The organism is Frondihabitans sp. PhB188 (genome assembly GCF_003752365.1).
In the GTDB taxonomy this organism is placed as follows: Bacteria; Actinomycetota; Actinomycetes; order Actinomycetales; family Microbacteriaceae; genus Frondihabitans.
In genome coordinates this window covers 121,535-139,806 of record NZ_RJUO01000003.1, presented here as the reverse complement: position 1 = coordinate 139,806, position 18,272 = coordinate 121,535, and the positions used below count along the sequence as shown (strand labels likewise).

Annotated in this window: 20 protein-coding genes and 1 tRNA gene; 17 read left to right on the top strand and 4 right to left on the bottom strand. The window is 70.4% G+C overall.

Annotated elements, in window-relative coordinates:
- Positions 1 to 17 precede the first annotated feature (17 nt).
- The 13 genes from obgE to EDF46_RS09380 all read left to right on the top strand — a co-directional run bounded on the left by obgE (position 18) and on the right by EDF46_RS09380 (position 10,771).
- Positions 18 to 1,661, top strand: a complete 1,644-nt coding sequence (obgE, locus tag EDF46_RS09440) for a GTPase ObgE (RefSeq protein WP_123506051.1) — start codon at positions 18 to 20, stop codon at positions 1,659 to 1,661.
- A gap of 65 nt (positions 1,662 to 1,726) precedes the next feature.
- The gene (gene proB, locus EDF46_RS09435; RefSeq protein WP_123506509.1) at positions 1,727 to 2,515 is read left to right on the top strand and encodes a glutamate 5-kinase; all 789 of its coding nucleotides are present in this window, start codon (positions 1,727 to 1,729) and stop codon (positions 2,513 to 2,515) included.
- A gap of 23 nt (positions 2,516 to 2,538) precedes the next feature.
- Complete coding sequence (locus tag EDF46_RS09430) at positions 2,539 to 3,837, top strand: glutamate-5-semialdehyde dehydrogenase (protein ID WP_123506050.1); 1,299 nt, start codon at positions 2,539 to 2,541, stop codon at positions 3,835 to 3,837.
- A 38-nt stretch (positions 3,838 to 3,875) separates the two neighbouring features.
- The gene (locus EDF46_RS09425) at positions 3,876 to 4,127 is read left to right on the top strand and encodes a hypothetical protein (protein WP_123506049.1); all 252 of its coding nucleotides are present in this window, start codon (positions 3,876 to 3,878) and stop codon (positions 4,125 to 4,127) included.
- 17 nt (positions 4,128 to 4,144) lie between these two features.
- The gene (gene nadD / locus EDF46_RS09420) at positions 4,145 to 4,798 is read left to right on the top strand and encodes a nicotinate-nucleotide adenylyltransferase (protein WP_255410946.1); all 654 of its coding nucleotides are present in this window, start codon (positions 4,145 to 4,147) and stop codon (positions 4,796 to 4,798) included.
- Positions 4,795 to 6,264 carry a hypothetical protein gene (locus tag EDF46_RS09415; RefSeq protein ID WP_148061184.1) on the top strand — a complete coding sequence of 490 codons (1,470 nt, stop codon included), beginning with the start codon at positions 4,795 to 4,797 and terminating at the stop codon, positions 6,262 to 6,264. Before nadD ends, EDF46_RS09415 begins: the two co-directional genes overlap by 4 nt.
- Before the next feature lie 57 nt (positions 6,265 to 6,321).
- The gene (gene rsfS / locus EDF46_RS09410) at positions 6,322 to 6,714 is read left to right on the top strand and encodes a ribosome silencing factor (protein WP_123506046.1); all 393 of its coding nucleotides are present in this window, start codon (positions 6,322 to 6,324) and stop codon (positions 6,712 to 6,714) included.
- A 109-nt stretch (positions 6,715 to 6,823) separates the two neighbouring features.
- Positions 6,824 to 7,828, top strand: a complete 1,005-nt coding sequence (locus EDF46_RS09405; protein ID WP_123506045.1) for a methionine ABC transporter ATP-binding protein — start codon at positions 6,824 to 6,826, stop codon at positions 7,826 to 7,828.
- Positions 7,825 to 8,571, top strand: a complete 747-nt coding sequence (locus tag EDF46_RS09400) for a methionine ABC transporter permease (protein ID WP_233579968.1) — start codon at positions 7,825 to 7,827, stop codon at positions 8,569 to 8,571. Before EDF46_RS09405 ends, EDF46_RS09400 begins: the two co-directional genes overlap by 4 nt.
- 14 nt (positions 8,572 to 8,585) lie before the next feature.
- Positions 8,586 to 9,413 (top strand): MetQ/NlpA family ABC transporter substrate-binding protein, encoded by an 828-nt coding sequence (locus EDF46_RS09395; protein ID WP_233579967.1) that lies wholly within the window; start codon positions 8,586 to 8,588, stop codon positions 9,411 to 9,413.
- Between the two features lie 109 nt (positions 9,414 to 9,522).
- A tRNA-Ala gene (locus EDF46_RS09390) sits at positions 9,523 to 9,595 on the top strand.
- Positions 9,596 to 9,668: 73 nt separating this feature from the next.
- Positions 9,669 to 10,259, top strand: coding sequence for a gamma carbonic anhydrase family protein (locus EDF46_RS09385; RefSeq protein ID WP_158614197.1), 591 nt, complete (start codon positions 9,669 to 9,671; stop codon positions 10,257 to 10,259).
- 62 nt (positions 10,260 to 10,321) lie between these two features.
- A complete protein-coding gene (locus tag EDF46_RS09380) occupies positions 10,322 to 10,771 on the top strand; it encodes a VanZ family protein (protein ID WP_123506043.1) in 450 nt (149 codons plus the stop codon).
- Positions 10,772 to 10,840: 69 nt separating this feature from the next.
- On the opposite strand, the gene EDF46_RS09375 is transcribed toward EDF46_RS09380, so the two are convergent.
- Positions 10,841 to 12,232, bottom strand: a complete 1,392-nt coding sequence (locus EDF46_RS09375; RefSeq protein ID WP_158614196.1) for an LCP family protein — start codon at positions 12,230 to 12,232, stop codon at positions 10,841 to 10,843.
- Positions 12,233 to 12,427: 195 nt separating this feature from the next.
- On the opposite strand from EDF46_RS09375, the gene EDF46_RS09370 reads away from it, so the two are divergent.
- Both EDF46_RS09370 and EDF46_RS18000 read left to right on the top strand, forming a co-directional pair.
- Positions 12,428 to 13,843: an MFS transporter gene (locus EDF46_RS09370; protein WP_123506041.1), complete on the top strand. Its 1,416-nt coding sequence runs from the start codon at positions 12,428 to 12,430 to the stop codon at positions 13,841 to 13,843.
- 333 nt (positions 13,844 to 14,176) lie between these two features.
- Complete coding sequence (locus tag EDF46_RS18000) at positions 14,177 to 14,404, top strand: hypothetical protein (protein ID WP_148061183.1); 228 nt, start codon at positions 14,177 to 14,179, stop codon at positions 14,402 to 14,404.
- A gap of 147 nt (positions 14,405 to 14,551) precedes the next feature.
- On the opposite strand, the gene EDF46_RS09360 is transcribed toward EDF46_RS18000, so the two are convergent.
- Positions 14,552 to 15,406, bottom strand: coding sequence for an NmrA family NAD(P)-binding protein (locus tag EDF46_RS09360; RefSeq protein ID WP_123506039.1), 855 nt, complete (start codon positions 15,404 to 15,406; stop codon positions 14,552 to 14,554).
- A gap of 113 nt (positions 15,407 to 15,519) precedes the next feature.
- On the opposite strand from EDF46_RS09360, the gene EDF46_RS09355 reads away from it, so the two are divergent.
- Positions 15,520 to 15,891, top strand: coding sequence for a helix-turn-helix domain-containing protein (locus tag EDF46_RS09355; protein WP_123506038.1), 372 nt, complete (start codon positions 15,520 to 15,522; stop codon positions 15,889 to 15,891).
- 32 nt (positions 15,892 to 15,923) lie between these two features.
- Here the strand turns inward: EDF46_RS09355 and EDF46_RS09350 are convergent, their stop codons facing one another.
- Positions 15,924 to 16,379 carry a MaoC/PaaZ C-terminal domain-containing protein gene (locus EDF46_RS09350; RefSeq protein WP_123506037.1) on the bottom strand — a complete coding sequence of 152 codons (456 nt, stop codon included), beginning with the start codon at positions 16,377 to 16,379 and terminating at the stop codon, positions 15,924 to 15,926.
- A gap of 4 nt (positions 16,380 to 16,383) precedes the next feature.
- Complete coding sequence (locus EDF46_RS09345) at positions 16,384 to 17,016, bottom strand: phosphatase PAP2 family protein (RefSeq protein WP_233579966.1); 633 nt, start codon at positions 17,014 to 17,016, stop codon at positions 16,384 to 16,386.
- A gap of 63 nt (positions 17,017 to 17,079) precedes the next feature.
- On the opposite strand from EDF46_RS09345, the gene EDF46_RS09340 reads away from it, so the two are divergent.
- Positions 17,080 to 18,216 carry a TIGR03364 family FAD-dependent oxidoreductase gene (locus EDF46_RS09340; RefSeq protein WP_123506036.1) on the top strand — a complete coding sequence of 379 codons (1,137 nt, stop codon included), beginning with the start codon at positions 17,080 to 17,082 and terminating at the stop codon, positions 18,214 to 18,216.
- The last annotated feature ends 56 nt before the right edge of the window (positions 18,217 to 18,272 follow it).

The window sequence follows — 18,272 nt, the reverse complement described above, 5'->3', positions numbered from 1 at the left end:
GACTGAGAAACCTCCCCATGGCCACATTCGTCGACCACGTGTCGCTCCACCTCAAGGCGGGCAACGGCGGGAACGGCTGCGTGTCGGTCAAGCGCGAGAAGTTCAAGCCGCTGGCCGGCCCCGACGGCGGCACCGGCGGGCACGGCGGCGATATCGTCCTCGTCTCGACCAACGACGTCACCACTCTGCTCGGCTTCCACCGCAACCCGCACCGGTCGAGCGCCAACGGCGGCCCCGGCATGGGCGACCACCGGGCCGGCAACAACGGCGAAGAGCTCGAACTCGAGGTGCCGGTCGGAACCGTCGTGACCGACGAAGACGGCAACGAGCTCATCGACATGAACGAGGCGGGGCTCCGCTACGTCGTGGCCGAGGGCGGCATCGGCGGTCTCGGCAACGCGGCCCTCTCGTCGACCAAGCGCAAGGCCCCCGGCTTCGCGCTCCTCGGGACGCCCGGCTGGGGCGGCGACGTCCAGCTCGAGCTCAAGGTCGTCGCCGACGTCGCGCTCGTCGGCTACCCGTCGGCCGGCAAGTCGAGCCTCGTGGCGGCCATGAGCGCCGCGAAGCCGAAGATCGCCGACTACCCCTTCACCACGCTGCACCCGAACCTCGGCGTCGTCGAGTCGGCGGCCACCCGCTACACGATCGCCGACGTCCCCGGCCTGATCGAGGGAGCGAGCGAGGGCAAGGGGCTCGGACTCGAGTTCCTGCGCCATGTCGAGCGGTGCTCGGCGCTGCTGCACGTGCTCGACTGCGCCACGCTCGAGCCCGGCCGCGACCCGCTCACCGACCTCGAGACCCTGAAGCGCGAGCTGGCCGCCTACGAGGTCCCCGCCGGGCAGCTACCGCTTCTCGAGCGCGCCCAGATGGTCGTGCTGAACAAGATCGACGTGCCCGAGGCCCGCGAGCTGGCCGACTTCGTCCGCGCCGATCTCGAGGGCCAGGGCTACCGGGTCTTCGAGATCTCCGCGGTGTCACGCGAAGGACTCCGCGAGCTGTCGTTCGCGCTGGCCGAGGTCGTCGAAGCCGACCGCGCCGCACGCGCCGCCGAGCAGCTGGCCCGCCCCCGCATCGTCATCCGCCCCAGGGCGGTCAACGAGTCGAAGTTCGAGGTCATCGTCGAGGGCGGCTCGTACGGCAACATCTACCGCATCCGCGGCATCAAGCCCGAGCGCTGGGTCATGCAGACCGACTTCAACAACGAGGAGGCCGTGGGCTTCCTGGCCGACCGCCTCAACAAGCTCGGCGTCGAGGACCGTCTGTTCAAGGCCGGCGCCGTGGCCGGTTCGACCGTCGTCATCGGCGGCGCCGGCGGCATCGTCTTCGACTGGGAGCCCACGCTCACGTCGACCGCCGAGCTGATGACCGCAGCCCGCGGGACCGATCCCCGCCTCCACCAGTCGTCGCGCCAGACCCGCAACGAGCGCCGCGAGGAGTACTTCGCCCGCATGGACGCGAAGGCCGACGCCCGCGCGGAGCTGATGCGCGAGCGCGCCGCGGGGCTCTGGACCGACGACGACGGCTTCGAGGTCGACCCGGCCATCCGCCACGGCGAGGAGGGGTTCGACGACGAGTCCGTCGACGCGGCCGACGGGTCCGCGGACGCCGCCGACGACACGGTCGACGCGACCTCCGGTCGAGAGGACGACGGTCGAGCGTGACCAGCAGCACCGACGCCGAGACCTCGAGGCCTGCCGCCGCATCCGCGGAGATCGGCCACGGCCCGATCCGGACGCGTGGTGACATCCCGCGGGCCCGTCGCGTCGTCGTGAAGGTCGGGTCGTCGTCGATCAGCGGTGAGAACGCCGACCAGATCGGCCCCCTGGTCGAGGCCCTGGCCGAGGCCTACGGCCGCGGCGCCGAGGTGATCCTCGTGTCGTCCGGTGCGATCGCGACCGGAATGCCCTACCTGCGGCTCGACTCGCGGCCGACCGACCTCGCCACGCAGCAGGCGGCGGCGGCCGTCGGCCAGAACATCCTGATCTACCGCTACCAGGAGAGCCTGCGGCGGTTCTCGATCGTGGCCGGCCAGGTGCTCCTGACCGCGAGCGACATCGACAACCCGACCCACCGCTCGAACGCCCAGCGCGCCATGGAGCGGCTCCTCAAGCTGCGCATCCTCCCGATCGTCAACGAGAACGACACCGTCGCGACGCATGAGATCCGCTTCGGCGACAACGACCGCCTCGCCGCGCTCGTGTCGACGCTCGTCGAAGCCGACCTGCTCGTGCTGCTCTCGGACGTCGACGCTCTCTACACGAAGCCACCCCACGAGGCCGGCGCCATCAGGATCGTCGACGTCGCGCACGGAGACGAGCTCGCCGGCGTCACCTTCGGCTCGGCCGGAGCGGCCGGGGTCGGAACCGGGGGAGCGGGCACCAAGGTCGCTGCCGCGCGCCTGGCCACCGAGGCGGGCATCCCCGTGCTCGTGACGTCCACTCCGCTCGTGCGGGAGGCCCTGCGCGGTGCCGCCGTCGGCACCTGGTTCGACGCCCGGTCCGCTCTGCGGGGATAGACCCCCGGCAGTAAGATCTGCTCATGTCGCTCTCCGAAGCCTCCGCACCGGTCACTGACGCCTCGTCGACGCTGAACCCCGCGCTGGTCGCCACCCTGGAGGCGGCCCGAGGCGCCGCCCGGACGCTGTCGACAGCCACGGCCGACGTGAAGAACCGAGGGCTCGCCGCCATCGCCGCGGCCGTCCGTGCGCAGGCGCCCCGCATCATCGCTGCGAACGACCTCGACATCGCTCGCGGTCGCGACACCGGCATGAGCCAGGGGCTGCAAGACCGGCTCCGGCTCGACGAGAAGCGCCTCGAGGCACTGGCCCAGGCCACCGAGCTGATCGCCACCCTCGTCGACCCCGTCGGCGAGGCCCTGCGTGGCAAGATCCTCCCGAACGGCCTGCAGCTCACCCAGGTGCGCGTGCCCTTCGGAGTCGTCGGCGCCATCTACGAGGCGCGCCCCAACGTGACGATCGACATCGCGTCGCTCGCCCTCAAGAGCGGCAACGCCGTCGTCCTCCGCGGCGGCAGCGCCGCCGAGCAGACCAACCGCGTTCTCGTCGACGTCATCCAGGACGCCCTCGAGTCGGCGGGACTGCCCCGCCAGTCGGTCCAGACCATCGACGAGCTCGGCCGGGCCGGCGCGACCGAGCTGATGCGCGCCCGCGGCTATGTCGACGTCCTCATCCCGCGCGGCAGCGCCCAGCTCATCGAGACCGTCGTCGCCGAGTCGAAGGTGCCCGTCATCGAGACCGGCGCCGGAGTGGTCCACGTCTTCCTGGACGAGTCGGCCGACGCCCAGTGGGCCGTCGACATCGTCCACAACGCCAAGGTGCAGCGCCCGAGCGTCTGCAACGCGCTCGAGACCCTCCTCGTGCACGAGGCCGCGGCCGAGCGGCTGCTGCCGCAGGTGCTCTCCGACCTGCGCGACGCCGGCGTGACCATCCACGGCGACGAGCGCACGCGCGCTCTCTTCGCCGACGCAGTGCCCGCGACCGACGACGACTGGGCGACCGAGTACATGTCGCTCGACCTGTCCGTCCGCGTGGTCGACGGCCTCGACGCGGCCATGGACCATATCGCGCGCTACTCGACGCACCACACCGAGTCGATCATCACCAACGACCTCCGCAACACCGAGAGGTTCCTCGCCGAGGTCGACTCGGCGGTGGTGATGGTCAACGCGTCGACCCGCTTCACCGACGGCGGCGAGTTCGGCTTCGGCGCCGAGGTCGGCATCTCGACACAGAAGCTGCACGCCCGCGGGCCGATGGGCCTGCCCGAGCTGACCAGCAGCAAGTGGGTCGTGCGCGGAGCCGGTCAGGTCCGCGGTTAGACTTGCCCCTGTTGCACCGCACTGAATTGGAGAAGTGAATGATGATCACGGCCCTCACCACCAGCCTCGTGGCAGCCGAGGAGGCCCTCGCGCCCGTCTTCGCCCCCGCGCCCGTGATCGCTCTGACGTTCGGCGCCATCTTCTTCGTGCTCGGCGTCGTCGTCTTCAGCTACCGCAACATCGCCAACAAGAACTCCGCGACGGGCACTTCCGCCGACGCTCACTCCGACGCCGGCACCGGCAACGAGTACACCCCGCTCGACGAGTTCGGCCACGCCGACAAGCACTGAGCCGGGCCTGCAGATCAGTGGCCACGCCTGGAGGCGGTAAGCGTCGCATCGGCGTGATGGGCGGCACGTTCGACCCCATCCACAACGGCCACCTGGTCGCGGCCAGCGAGGTCGCCACCGAGTTCGATCTCGACGAGGTCGTCTTCGTCCCCACCGGTCAGCCGTGGATGAAGCACACGGTCACCGCCGGCGAGCACCGCTACCTGATGACGGTCATCGCGACGGCGTCCAACCCTCGCTTCACGGTCAGCCGCGTCGACATCGACCGCGAGGGCACGACCTTCACGATCGACACCCTCCGCGACATGCGCGCCGTCCACCCCGACGACGACCTGTTCTTCATCACCGGTGCCGACGCCGTCGCGCAGATCCTCGACTGGAAGGACGTCTCCGAACTCTGGGAACTCGCCCACTTCGTGGCCGTCTCCCGGCCGGGTCATGACCTCTCCGTCAGCGGACTCCCAGAGAGCGAAGTAAGCTTGCTCGAAGTTCCCGCACTGGCGATCTCGTCCACCGACTGTCGCAGCCGCGTCGGCCGTGGTTCCCCTGTCTGGTACCTGGTCCCCGACGGAGTCGTTCAGTACATCTCGAAGCACCACCTGTACCGAGCCGCATCACCTGAACCGAGCACTGACCCGGTCGCGACCGAATCCGTATCGGAGACTGAATGAGTTCGACCAACGGCCAGCCACCACTCACCAGGCGGCAGGTGCGAGACCTCGAACGGGCGAGAGAGGCCGGCGCCGCGATCACCGAGAGCATCTCGGCCGAGTCCGGCTCGCCCAAGCCGTCCTCCGTTCCGGTCACGGCGCCGACACCCGTCCAGCAGGCTCCGCAACAGCAGCCTGCCCCAACGTCTGCGATGACGCCGGCACCCGGGTCGATCGTCGGACCCGGCGGGCTCACCCGCCGCGAGCTCCGCGCCCAGCGCCAGGCGGCCGAGCCCGTCGATGCCGCGCCCGTGCCGCTCCGCGCACCCCAGCCGTCGTCGGCCGCCTCCCAGCCCGGCCGCAACCTCTCCGATGCCCTCAGCTACGCGGCCGACATCGAGGACGGAACGCCGGCCCCGATCGTCCCGCCGCGCGAGGCGGCCCGCGCCTCGGCCCCCGAGGCCCCTCGGCAGCAGTCCGTGCCGGTTCAGCCGGTGCCGGTCCGATCGGTGCCTGTGCAGAGCGTGCCGGTCCAGCCCCCGGTGCCGTCCGCCGCCGCCCCGGCCAGCGTCGACGAGGTCACGCACCCCGGCGCGCAGCCGACTCCGACACCACGCTCGGCCGGGCGAACGGTCGACGCTCCCGTCGCCGCGCCCGTCGACGACGCTGACTTCGCCACGACGGGCGGAATCCGCCGACGCGGTGGTGCGACGGCCGAGCCCGACGCCGAGAGCACCCTCGCGGCGGCGACCCCGCCGCCGACGTCGACGCCGACCGTGTTCCCGTTCCAGCTCTCGGGCGGCGCAGCGGCGGCGTCGCTCGACTCGTCGGCCCCGGCGGAGGCCGCGCGAGTTCCTGCGCCCTCTGCTGCGGCACCCGCGCCCGCCGGGGCCGGGGCTTCATCGGCAGCGCAGCCCCCTGCGGCTGTCGAGGTGCCGATCTCGTCGACGCCCGAGCCCTCCCAGCAGCCCGCGGCGTCCCGCATCCCGGCATCGGTGCCCGAGCCGAGCGGCTACGTGCCGCCGACCGGCCACTGGTCGACGCAGGCCGAGCGCGACGACGACGAGCACTCGAGCGTCGGCAGCCACTTCAGCGGTGCGACCGGCCAGCACAACGCCGTCGTCATCGGCGACGACCGCCTGCTCGATGTCACGGGCGCGCTCAACGCGACCGGTGAGGTCATCATCACGGGCTCGATCGACCTGCCCCGCAGTCTGGCAGCCACCGGCTCGCACTCCGCGCAGCGGATCGACGGCGCCGACATCGACCGCATGCTCGAGGAGGGCGACCGGGAGCAGCCGGAGTCCGACGCCACGCCGGTCCGGGCGAGCCGCGCTGTGAGCGCGAACACGTCGACGCGGGCCGTGGTTCTGACTTCTCAGCCGAAGCCCAGCCGACTCCCAATGGTCGCCACCATCTGTGTTGGAGTCGTAGTTGTTGTTATCGTGGGTCTGGTCGTCGCCGGTTTCGTCACCGGCGTTCTGTAGCACCACTCTCGCTGCCCCATCCGGGCGCACCCCATTTCTCCGTTCCCAAAGGAATCCGTGACCGCCACTTCCCGTGCCATCGAGCTGGTCCAGCTCGCCGCCCGCGCCGCCGACTCGAAGCAGGCCGAAGACCTCGTCGCCCTCGACGTGTCCGAGCCGCTCGCCCTCACCGACATCTTCCTGCTCGCCTCCGGGCGCAATGAGCGCAACGTCGTCGCCATCGCCGGCGAGATCGAAGACAAGATGATCGAGGCCGGCGTCAAGCCGCTTCGCCGTGAGGGCCGTTCCGAGGGGCGCTGGATCCTCCTCGATTTCGGCGACATCGTCGTGCACGTCTTCCATGAGGAAGACCGCCAGTTCTACTCGCTCGAGCGCCTCTGGAGCGACTGCCCTGCCATCGCCCTCGACGTGTCGCGCGAGCTGCAGGAGTCCTCGGCTCACGAGGCCTGAGCCGTAACGCTGCGTCACACCGCGTCACGGTGTGACGGTGCTCGTGGAATCATTGTGGGCACCCTCCCACTCGCCCACCGTCGGGCGTCTCCGACGACTCAAGGCGCCCGTGATCTCGCTTCAGCACCTCCACAAGACGTTCTCCGGGGCATCCGGCGCCGTCCGGGCCCTCGACGACGTGTCGATCGAGGTCGCCGAGCGGCAGATCTTCGGAGTCGTCGGCCAGTCCGGCGCCGGCAAGAGCACTCTCATCCGCACCGTCAATCTGCTGGAGCGCCCCGACTCCGGCACGGTTGCGGTCGACGGCCGCGACCTCCTGGGGCTCGACGCACAGGGCCTTCGAGCCGCGCGCCACGACATCGGCATGGTCTTCCAGCAGTTCAACCTGCTGCAGGGCCGGACGGCCCGGGGCAACGTCGAGCTCGCCCTCGAGATCGCCGGGGTGGACCGCGTCGAGCGTCGTCGTCGCGCGGGGGAGATCCTCGATCTCGTCGGCCTCTCGAGCCGGGCCGACTCGTACCCGGCTCAGCTCTCGGGCGGCCAGAAGCAGCGCGTCGGCATCGCCCGCGCTCTCGCGTCGAACCCGAAGGTGCTGCTCAGCGACGAGGCGACCAGCGCTCTCGACCCCGAGACCATGCGCTCGATCCTGGAGCTGATCCGCACGATCCGCGACGAGCTCGGGCTCACCGTGCTGCTGATCACGCACGAGATGGACGTCATCAAGCGCATCTGCGACTCGGCCGCGCTTCTCGAATCGGGCCGGATCGTCGAGCAGGGCCGCCTCGCCGACGTCATCACGACGCCGGGATCGCGGCTCGCGGCCGACCTCTTCCCCCTGCACGACCTTCCCCCCGACGTCAGCGGAACGGTCGTCGACATCACGTTCTCGGGCGGCAGCGCCGATCGGCCCGTCATCGCCCAGCTCGCCCGCACCCACGGCTTCGACGTCAGCATCCTCGGCGCGGCCATCGAGACGATCGCCGGCAAGCAGGCCGGGCGCACGCGCCTCGAGATTCCCGGATCCGGCACCGCGGTCGATGCGGCCATCGCCGACCTCCGCTCGCAGGATCTCCTGGTCGAGGTCATCCACACCCCGTCGAGAGCCGCCTCGTGATCGACTACTCCGCGCCCGACTTCTGGCCAATTCTGATCCAGAACGTGCTGCAGGGCCTCGTGCAGACGCTCTACATGACCGGGGTCGCGCTGCTCGTGACGATCGTCATCGGCCTGCCGCTCGGCATCCTGCTGGTCGGCACCGAGCGGCGCTCCTTCCTGGAGCGGATCGGCGGCTCGCGAGGGCTGTCGGCCACCATCAACCGCATCCTCAACTTCGTGGTGAACCTCGGCCGCTCCGTGCCGTTCATCATCCTGATGATCGCGCTGATCCCGTTCACACGCCTCGTGATCGGCACCTTCATCGGCACCACTGCGGCGATCGTGCCGCTCTCCGTCGTCGCGATCCCGTTCTTCGCGAGAATGGTCGAGATCGCCGTGCGCGAGATCGACCCCGGCCTCATCGAGGCCGCCGACTCGCTGGGCGCCACGCGCTGGCAGCTCGTCTCGAAGGTGCTCGTGCCCGAGACCGCGGGAGCGCTCCTGCTCGGCCTCTCGACCACGGTCACGTCGATCATCAACTTCTCGGCCATGGTCGGCGTCGTCGGCGGCGGCGGGCTCGGCCAGGTCGCCTACTCGTACGGCTACCAGCGCTACTCGACCGCGTACATCGTGGTCGTCATCATCGTGATCTTCGTCATCGTCATGGTGGTGCAGATCCTCGCCGGCTGGGCAGCCCGTCGGCTCGCGCACCGCATCCCCAGCACGAAGTCCCGCACACCCCTGGTCGCACCTCCCACCTGAAACGAGAGAACACCGTGTCCATCCGCACCCGCACCCCCAAGCTCGTCGGCGCCATCGCCGCCGTATCCGCGATCGCCTTCGCCCTCACGGGCTGCGCCGGGTCGTCCGACTCCGGGTCGTCCGATGCGAAGCTCGGCACCATCAAGGTCGGCGCTCTCGCCACCCCTGCCGGCGACATCCTCAAGTACATCCAGGACAACGAGGCGAAGGCCGCCGGTCTCGACGTGCAGTACACCGAGTTCCAGGACTACAACACGCCGAACCCGGCCCTCCACGACGGAGACGTCCAGGCCAACCTGTTCCAGAACGAGACCTTCCTCGACACCTACAACAAGGCCGCCGGCGACGACCTCGTCAGCGTCGGCAAGATCTACCTGCCGACCGCCGCGTTCTACAGCGACAAGGTGAAGAGCGTCGACGACCTGACGAGCGGCGCGACGATCGCCGTCCCGAACGATCCGACCAACGAGGGCCGCGCCCTCAAGATCCTCGCCGGCAAGGGCCTGATCGAGACCAGGGACAACCCCACCGTCCTCTCCGACATCACGTCGAACCCGAAGAAGTTCACCTTCAAGGAGATCGACAACGCCACGCTGCCGCAGTCACTGCCCGACGTCGACGCCGCATTCGTGACGCTTTCGTTCGCCCTCCCCGCCGGCCTCGACTCGTCGAAGGCGATCCTCGTCGAGGGCAAGGACAGCGACTACTACAACGTGCTCGCCACGACCAAGAAGCTGGCGGACGACCCGCGCGTGCTCGAGCTCAAGAAGCTGCTGCTCTCGGACAAGACGAAGGCGTACCTGAACACGACGTGGGACGGCCTGGTGGTGCCCGCCTCCTAGGAGGTGGTCTTGACCTGTGGTCTTGACCTCGAGAAAAGTGTAGTAATCTTGCAGGGTTGCTTCGGCAGGGAAACCTTCTCGAGCAACACTGTCTGGGTCTACACGGTCCGGGTCTGTGGCGCAGCTGGTAGCGCACCTGCATGGCATGCAGGGGGTCAGGGGTTCGAGTCCCCTCAGATCCACGAGACGAAAATGGCTCTCCCCTCCGGGAGGGCCATTTTCTCTATGCCCGAGGGCCCTTGCTACGGTGGGGCCGTGCTGATCCGCCACCGCGACGCCGTGCCCATCGTCCACGCCGACGCCGTCGTGTCGCCCGCAGCCACCCTCGTGGGCGACGTCCACGTGGCAGCCGGCGCGCGCATCCTGCCCGGAGCAGTGCTCAGCGCCGAAGACGGCCGAGTCGACATCGGCGAGAACACCGTCGTGATGGAGAACGCCGTCGTCCGCGGCCGCGCGGGGTATCCGGCGCGCATCGGGTCGTCCGTGATGGTGGGGCCGAACGCCCACGTCAACGGCAGCGATGTCGCCGACGGGGCGTTCATCGCGACGGGTGCGGCGCTCTTCCCGGGCAGTCGCATCGGGGCCGGCGCCGAGGTGAGGATCCACGGCGTCGTCCAAGTCAACACGACCATCGAGCCCGGCGTCGTCGTGCCGATCGGCTGGGTCGCCGTCGGGAGCCCGGCGGCGATCCTCCCGCCCGACCGGCACGATGAGATCTGGGCCATCCAGAAAGGCCTCGACTTCGTCGGCACGGTCTACGGCGGCGGAACCGACATGGCCGACATCATGCTCCGCCAGTCCGAGTTCTACGGCGCCCACCGCGCCGACGAGGTCGTCGGCGACTGACCCGTCGCGCCAGGAGAGGGTGCGCGGAGCTCAGCACAGCGCCGATCCGCTACCGTCGAGCGATGGACAGACGGCTGCGCACGATCGAGTGGGTCGCCGTGCTCGTCGTCCTGATCGCGATCCTCGCCGTCACGTTCTGGCCGACGCGCGTCGACGCCGGCGCCGACGGAGCGCTCTCGGCGCTGTTCCGCCGCTGGCACGCCGACGGGGTCCCGGCCTTCGTCGACTACGACCTCCTGCAGAGCGTCGCGAACGTGGTGATGTTCCTGCCGTTCGGCGCTCTCGTCGCGTCCGTCGCCATGCGACCGCTCTGGTGGGTCTCGGGCGTCATCGGGCTCACCCTGTCGCTCGTCGTCGAGAGCGGCCAGGCGATGTTCCTGCCCGCGCGGCTCGCGTCGGTTGGCGACCTCGCGACGAACACGGCGGGCGCGCTGCTGGGCGGAGCGGTCGTCTGGGCTCTCCGCACGGCGCGCGATCGACGGCGTCGCACCTCGAAGGGCATGCGGGCCTGACCCGGTCGCGCCACCCTGCACGCTCCCGCGGGCCCTCGCCCCGGCGAGCACCCCGTCGGCGCCGCCGCGTCAGTTGATGCAGGCGAGGGTGGTGGCCGCGGCCGCCTCGGTCTTCTTCGTCGAGGAGCCGCTCGTTCCTGCGCCCGAACCCGAGCCCGCCGACCCCGCCGACGACGAGCCGGACGACGCCTTCGAGCTGGCGGTCGCTCCATCGGTACCGAGCACGAGGGTGACGTTCGAGACGCCGGTCACCGCCTCGAGAGTGGCGCCGGGGACGTACTTCGCGAGCGTCTTCGCCTCCGCGGTCATCGACGCCGGGTACTGGATCGTCGTGGCGCTACGCGTCGAGACGGTGCCCGGCGTCATGACGGTGAAACCGGCCGACGTGAGCGACGACGTGGCGGTCGCTGCGGCGCCGGCGACTCCGCCGCCGTTGAGCACCTGGACGGTGACCTGGGAGGGCTTGACCGTCGTGGGGGCGGCCGCAGCCTTCGTCGTCGCCGTGGTCTTCTCGTCGAGCGAGGCGACGAACGACGCCATCTTGTCGGTGTCGACCTGCACGATCGAGACCGCGGTGCCGTTGTAGTAGATCGTCGGCGTGCCCGTGATCGGAATGGTCGTCGACTTCAGGTTGCCGCCGGCGAGGTTCTTCAGCTGCAGCCCGAGGGTGATCCAGTTGAGGTCGGGGTCGGTCTGGATCGCGCCGCTGACCGCCTTCAGCGACTTCTTCAGCCTGCCGGGGTTGAGGAGGGTCGACGCCGAGAGGAAGTTGTGGGCCTCGGCGCTGAGGAAGTAGCGCTGGCGGGCCTCGCGGTCGATGTCGCCGTTCGGGAGGCCGTGCCGCTGGCGGACGAACGCCAGGGTCTGCTTGGCGTCGAGCTCGGAGACGCCGGCCGGCGCCTTGAACGTCGAGTAGGGGTCGTCGACGGCGTTGTTGAGGCAGACCTGGATCGGGCCGAGCGCCTTCGCCACGTCGTAGAAGCCGACCATCGAGATGCGCACGAAGTGGTCGATGTGCATGTCTGTGAGGTTCTCGATCGTCGAGATCAGCAGCTGGGCGCCGCCGGCCGCGCCGCCCTTGGTGCTGCCGTAGGCGAACGCGGCGTTGAGCTTGCCCATGCCGTAGCCGGGGATCGACACCCACGAGTCGCGGGGGAAGGAGACGAGCGATGCCTGGCCGCCGCCGTCCGGGATGTGGAGCACGAGCATCGAGTCGGTGTTGGTGCCGCCGCCGTCGGCGGTCGTGCCGAGCTCGGCCAGCTCTTCGGCCGAGGCGTTCGCGGGGCGGTGGTCGTCGCCGACGAGGAGGATGTTCTGGCCGCTCGACTTCGCGACGGAGGTCGTGGCGGGCAGTGCGTCGATGTGCGTGACGCCGCCGACGAAGGTCTGGTAGTTGTACACGGCGTAGGCGACGGTGCCGACGAGGAGCAGGACGACGACGATCGCGATCCAGCGGATCACGTGGCGCGGCCTGACGCGAAGGCGTGTTCGAGGCGAATCGGACATCCGGGAACCCAATCATCAAAAGCAGTGACGGACCCGAAGACTAGCTGAGCGGGAAGAGCGTTCCGGGGTGCCCGCGCCTGCGGGCGCCGCATCTCACCCGCGCGGACGAGGGGTTCGGTACCTGCGGCGGGGAAGGCCATACTGGAGGAGATGACGACGACGCGATCCGTGAGCCAGGTACCCCTGGCGCTGCTCGTCGCGGGGTGCTTCTTCATGGAGAACCTCGACTCGACCATCGTCACGACGGCCGTCCCGAGCATCGCCCGCGACCTCGGAGTCGATGCGACGAGCGTCGGCGTGACGATCACCGCCTACGTGCTGACCGTCGCCGTGCTGATCCCGGTGAGCGGCTGGCTCGCCGACCGCTTCGGGAGCCGGCGGATCCTGCTGGTCGCCATCGCGCTGTTCACCCTCGCCTCGATCGCCTGCGCCCTCAGCACCGCCCTGCCGGCGCTGGTCGTCGCGCGCATCGTCCAGGGCGTCGGCGGCGCCATGATGGTGCCGGTCGGCCGCATGACCGTGCTGCGCGTCACCGCTAAGGCCGACCTGATCCGGGCCGTGGCGCTGCTGACCTGGCCTGCACTGGTCGCCCCCATCCTCGCGCCGTTCGTCGGCGGTCTGCTCACCACGTACGCGTCGTGGCACTGGATCTTTTTGATCAACGTGCCCCTGGGCGTCATCGGGTTCATCGCCGCGCTCCGGATCCTGCCCACCGGGGCCGCCGCGGACACCGGCATCGAGCCCACGCCGCCCGACTGGGTCGGCCTCTCGCTGTCGTCCGTCGGCATCGGGGCGCTCGTCTGGGCGGCGACCCTGCTCACCATCACCCCGGTCGACGTGCTGCAGGCGATCGTGTTCGGAGCGTCCGGCGCGATCCTGATCGGGCTGGCCATACGCCACCTGCTCACGACGCCGAAGCCGTTCGTCGACCTCCGCCTGCTCCGCATCCACACGTTCGGGGTCGCGCTCGGCGGGGGCGCGGTCTACCGGTTCGTCATCAGCGCCATCCCGTTCGTGCTGCCGCTGCTCTTCCAGAGCGCCTTCGGCTGGACCCCGGTGCAGGCCGGCTCGGCCATCCTCTTCCTCTTCGCCGGCAACCTCGCGGTGAAGCCCACGACGACGTGGATGCTCAAGACGTTCGGCTTCCGCCGACTGCTCGTGGCCGCGCACCTCGTCGGAGTGGCCTGCCTCGTCGGCATGGCCTTCTTCCGCGCCGATACGCCGTTCGTCGTCATGGTGATCGTGCTCGTCGTCTCGGGAGCGGCGCGCTCGGTCGGCTTCACGGCGTACAACACGATCACCTACGCCGACGTCGAGAAGGCTCAGATGACGCACGCGAACGTGCTCGACTCGACCATCTCGCAGATCGCGATCGGGTCGGGCATCGCGCTCGGGGCGATCGCGGTGTCGGCCGGGATCGCCTGGCTGGGCGGAGGGCAGGACCCCGCGGGAAGCGTCATCGCCTACGACTTCGCCCTCATCGTCATCGCCGTGATCCTGTTCGTCTCGCTCGTCCCGGCCTGGCGGCTGCCCGCCACCGCCGGAAGCGGCCTCACCAGCCGCTGAGCTCGGCCGCGCGCCTCGAGGCCGGCGGTGCTGCGCGCTGTCCCCTGACGGGCGGCGAGATGGCCCTCGTCGTCAGCTCGGGGCGGCTCCAGCGACGCGGACGGCCATCTCGCGCGCACGAGAGGCAGCGGAGACTGCCGCGGACCGCGGCGGCGTGGCGTAACACGCCGCACTCTTCGTCGTAATGAGACGTTTACCGTCTGACCCGTTCGGGGGCGTACCTTTCGTCGACTCGGGCGCTTACTCTGACCACATTAGATAACGGCACCGTAACGATTCAGGCTTCTGAGGCGTTGCGGAACCACTCGCGAAGCACGACGAAAGGGGTAAGACATGAGCACGACACACCGCTGGACCAAGGACGCCATTCTTGCCCGGCTCGAGGCGGCGAAGGCGATCGACTCCGACACGATCTTCACGGCGCGCGAGCGGGCCGAACGACGGCTGGACCTCGTGCGGGTATCGACGGCCGTCGACGACGGGCGCATGGACGCGCTCGACGCCGAGATCGAGTTCCGGCAGATCACTCGCCGGCTTCAGCCGCTGTCTCTGACCGCTTAGGGCTCACCGCGAAGACGCCCCCTGCCGCAAGGCAGGGGGCGTCTTCGTGCGTCGGCGGATGCTGCGCAGCGGCTGCTGCGTGGGCGGCTGCTGCGTCAGCCGCTACTGCGTGGGCGGCTGCTGCGTGGGCGGCTGCTGCGTCAGCCGCTACTGCGCGGCGGCGAGGCCCTCGGCGAGCGGAGTCGTCGGGCGGCCGATGAGCGCCGTGAGGTCGCCCGAGGTGGCCTCGAGCAGGCCGTCGCGGATGTTGCCGTCGAGCGCGACGACGAAGCCGACCGTGCCCTCGTCGAGGCCGAACGACGCCAGCTGCGCGGCGTGCTCCTCGGGCGTCAGCGCGCGGTACACGACGGGCGTGCCGACGATGCCCGAGATGGTCTCGGCGAGCTCGTTCCAGTTCCAGGCGGAGTCGCCCGAGAGCTCGTACGTCTTGCCCGTCGTCGACTCGTCGAGCGCGGCCGCGGCGGCGGCCTCGGCGTAGTCCTTGCGGCTGGCGCTGGCGACGCGTCCCTCGCCGACGCTCGCCGTGATCTCTCCCGAGTCGCGGCCCTTGGCGACCTCGCCCGCGTAGTTCTCGGTGTACCAGCCGTTGCGCAGGAACGTGAAGGGCACGCCCGAGGCGGCGATGTACTCCTCGGTGGCCTTGTGGTCGGGCGCCAGGATCAGCGCGGTGTCGTCGGCCTTCGGGGCGCTCGTGTAGATGATGCGCGCGGCGCCGGCGGCCTTCGCGGCGTCGACGACGGCGGAGTGCTGCTCGAGCCGCTGGCCCACGGCGTCGCTCGACACGAGGATCACGGTGTCGCCGGCCCCGATGGCGCTGGCGATGGTCTCGGGCTTCGAGTAGTCGAGGGTCGCGGTGGTGATGCCGCGGTCGGCGAATGCCTGGATCTTGGCAGTGTCGCGCGCGGTGGCGACGACGCTGTCGGGGGCGGCGCCGCGGGCGAGGAGCGCGTCGACGATGAGGCCGCCGAGGTGGCCCGAGGAGGCGGTGACGATGTACGACATGGGGGGAGTCCTTTCGAAGGGCGGCGGGCGAGTGGCCCGATGGTGGGGACAACGGTGAAGGTCGCACCTGACTTCCCGAACGCAGGTACGCACTTTTTTGTAAGCTACCCGCCATGGACGTCAGTTTTGCGGTTTCCCGGCCCCGCCCCGGCCTCACCTCGGGAAAATACCCGGCCGACTGCCCCACTCGCACCGTGCTCACCCACATCACGAGCCGCTGGGGTGTGCTCGTGCTCCTCGCTCTCGAGCAGGGCGGTCATCGCTGGGGTGAGCTGCACCGCGAGATCGAGGGCATCAGCGAGAAGATGCTGGCGTCGACGCTCCGCACCTTCGAGGCCGACGGGCTCGTGCACCGCGAGGCCCAGGCGACCATCCCACCGCGCGTCGACTACGAGCTGACGCCGCTCGGGCGCGAGGCCGCCGAGCGCCTGCTGCCTCTCATGGACTGGATCGCCGACAACGCGGAGGCGATCGTCGCCCGCTAGGCCCGGGGTGCCACCCGTGGTCTGGGTCCGCTCTAGCCGATCGCGGCGTCGCGCGTCAGCACCATCAGGTCCATGCGCCCCGACTGCACGACCTCGCCGCGCTGGTTCCGCAGGCTGACCGCCCGCTCGACGATGCCGGTCGTGCCCGACGAGGTCAGCCGCGTCGACAGGATCTCGACGGTGCAGGTCACGGTGTCGCCGATGAAGATCGGCGCCGAGAAGCTCCAGCCGTCGATGCCGAGCAGCGCGACCGCCGACCCCTCGAAGACGCCGGTGCGCGCGATCAGCCCGAGGCACAGCGACGTGCCGAGCAGCCCGTGCACGACGCGTCGACCGTATCGCGTCGACTTCGCGAACTCGGCGTCGGTGTGCACCTGGTTGTTGTCGTTGGTCCAGCTCGCGAACGAGACCACGTCGGCCTCGGTGATCGTGCGGCCGGGGGTGACGAAGGTCTGACCCGCTTCGAGGTCTTCGAGGAAGTGAGGCACGCGTCTAGTGTGCCAGCCGCCCTGCCGCCGCTGCCCGCTTCGCCCGTCGGGCCAGCCGCGCGACAAGGCGCTCCGGGCGCAGGAACTGCCCCGCCACCGCCACACCCGACCCGATCACGGCGCCCCCGACCACGTCCGACACCCAGTGCGCGCCGACGTGCAGTCGCGAGTACGCGACGCCGACCGCGATCGGCGCGATCAGCGCCGCCCTGCCGGGGCTCTCGAGGGCGACGCCGGTGGCGAACGCGAAGGCGCTCGCCGTGTGGCCCGACGGGAACGACGCCGACTGCGGGAAGACCTTCAGCTGCCGCGCCACGGGGATGTCTGCGGCGACGGGGCGGTGCCCGCCGAACAGCGGCTTGGCGACGAGGTTGGCGACGGCGCTCGACCCGCCGAGCGAGAGCAGGCCGCGCACGGCCGCGCGGCGCCCGGTCGGGCCGGTCAGCGCGAGGGCGCCGGCGACCCCGTACCAGAGGAGGCCGTTGTTGGCCGCGGTCGAGAGGCCGAGGAGCACGCGGTCGAGGGCGGGGCCGGTGCCGGCCCCGTTGACGCGCCGCCCGATCCTGCGGTCGAGAGCCAGGATTCTCGGGGGCAGGATGCTGGGGGTTCGCGACGAAGACGGAGGTCGAAGGGGCACGCGCCCACTCAACCATGCGGATGTGTTCACCAGCAGTCAACCGGGCCGACCTAGCCTCTGCGCATGGCAAAGGATTTCGACCGGATCGTCGACGTGGCGATCGTCGGCGCCGGCATCGTCGGGCTCGGCCACGCCCTGGCGGCGGTCGACCGGGGGCTCAGCGTGCACGTCGTCGACCGGACCAGCAGGCCCAACGGATCGACGATCAGGAACTTCGGCCACGCGTGCATCAGCGTGCAGTCCGGGGCCGCTCAGGTCTACGCCGACCGCAGTCGCCAGCTGTGGCTGCGCCTCCGCGACGAGGCGGGGCTGTGGATGCGCGACGGCGGCGGGTACGTGGCGGCCCGCGCCGACGACGAGCTGCGCGCGCTGTCGGAGTTCGCCGCCCGGCGCCCCACGTCGGTCGAGATGATCGGCGCCGACGACACGGCCCGGCTCACCGGTGCGGCGTCCGCCGTCGGGGGAGCGCATCTGCTCGACGACCTGCAGCTGAACCCGCGCGAGGCGGCCGGCCAGATCGTCGCCTACCTCGAGTCGCGCGGCGTGACCTTCGCGTTCGCCACCGCGGTGCGGACCATCCGCTCGGGTCGACTGCACACCACCCGGGGCAGGATCGGCGCCGACCAGATCGTCGTCGCCGTCAACTACGACGTCGACCAGCTCTTCCCCGACCTGTCGGCCGCGTACGGCGTGCGCCGCTGCGGGCTCGACATGATGCGCGTGCGGATCCCCGGCCTGACCGCGCCGCTCGCCGGGCCCGTGCTCACCGGCTGGTCGATGCTGCGCTACTCGGGTTTCGCCACGGCGCCCTCGCTCGAGGCCGTGCGCGAGCGGCTATGGGCCGGCGACCCCGAGTTCCGCGCCCTCGACATCAACCAGATGTACACGCAGCTGCCCGACGGAACGGTCATCGTCGGCGACACGCACTACCGCGACGACGCGATCGCGCCGTTCCAGTCGGAGGGGTCGTTCGACGCCCTGCTGCGCGGGACGGCCGACTTCTTCGGCCAGCCGGCGTCGACGCTCGAGGTCGTGGAGCGCTGGCAGGGCGTGTACGCGGTGGCGCCGGAGGAGTTCCTGGTCGAGGAGCCTCTCGATGGCGTGCACGTCGTCTCCGTGACGACGGGCATCGGCATGACGACCGGGCTCGGGCTGGCCGACCGTGTCCTGAGCGAGATCTACGAGCCCGTCGGGGTGTAGCGCCGGCGCTGGCGCCGGGCGGGCGCGGCTTGCGCGAGGTGGCCGTGCTTGTCGCC

Excerpts from the sequence above, each read along its gene's own strand:
- EDF46_RS09425 (WP_123506049.1), top strand. The coding sequence starts at position 3,876 with ATGATGATCACGGCCCTCACCACCAGCCTCGTGGCAGCCGAGGAGGCC.
- EDF46_RS09340 (WP_123506036.1), top strand. The coding sequence starts at position 17,080 with ATGGCAAAGGATTTCGACCGGATCGTCGACGTGGCGATCGTCGGCGCC.
- EDF46_RS09355 (WP_123506038.1), top strand. The coding sequence starts at position 15,520 with ATGGACGTCAGTTTTGCGGTTTCCCGGCCCCGCCCCGGCCTCACCTCG.
- obgE (WP_123506051.1), top strand. The coding sequence starts at position 18 with ATGGCCACATTCGTCGACCACGTGTCGCTCCACCTCAAGGCGGGCAAC.
- EDF46_RS09430 (WP_123506050.1), top strand. The coding sequence starts at position 2,539 with ATGTCGCTCTCCGAAGCCTCCGCACCGGTCACTGACGCCTCGTCGACG.
- EDF46_RS09360 (WP_123506039.1), bottom strand. The coding sequence starts at position 15,406 with ATGTCGTACATCGTCACCGCCTCCTCGGGCCACCTCGGCGGCCTCATC.
- EDF46_RS18000 (WP_148061183.1), top strand. The coding sequence starts at position 14,177 with ATGAGCACGACACACCGCTGGACCAAGGACGCCATTCTTGCCCGGCTC.
- EDF46_RS09370 (WP_123506041.1), top strand. The coding sequence starts at position 12,428 with ATGACGACGACGCGATCCGTGAGCCAGGTACCCCTGGCGCTGCTCGTC.
- EDF46_RS09380 (WP_123506043.1), top strand. The coding sequence starts at position 10,322 with ATGGACAGACGGCTGCGCACGATCGAGTGGGTCGCCGTGCTCGTCGTC.
- EDF46_RS09415 (WP_148061184.1), top strand. The coding sequence starts at position 4,795 with ATGAGTTCGACCAACGGCCAGCCACCACTCACCAGGCGGCAGGTGCGA.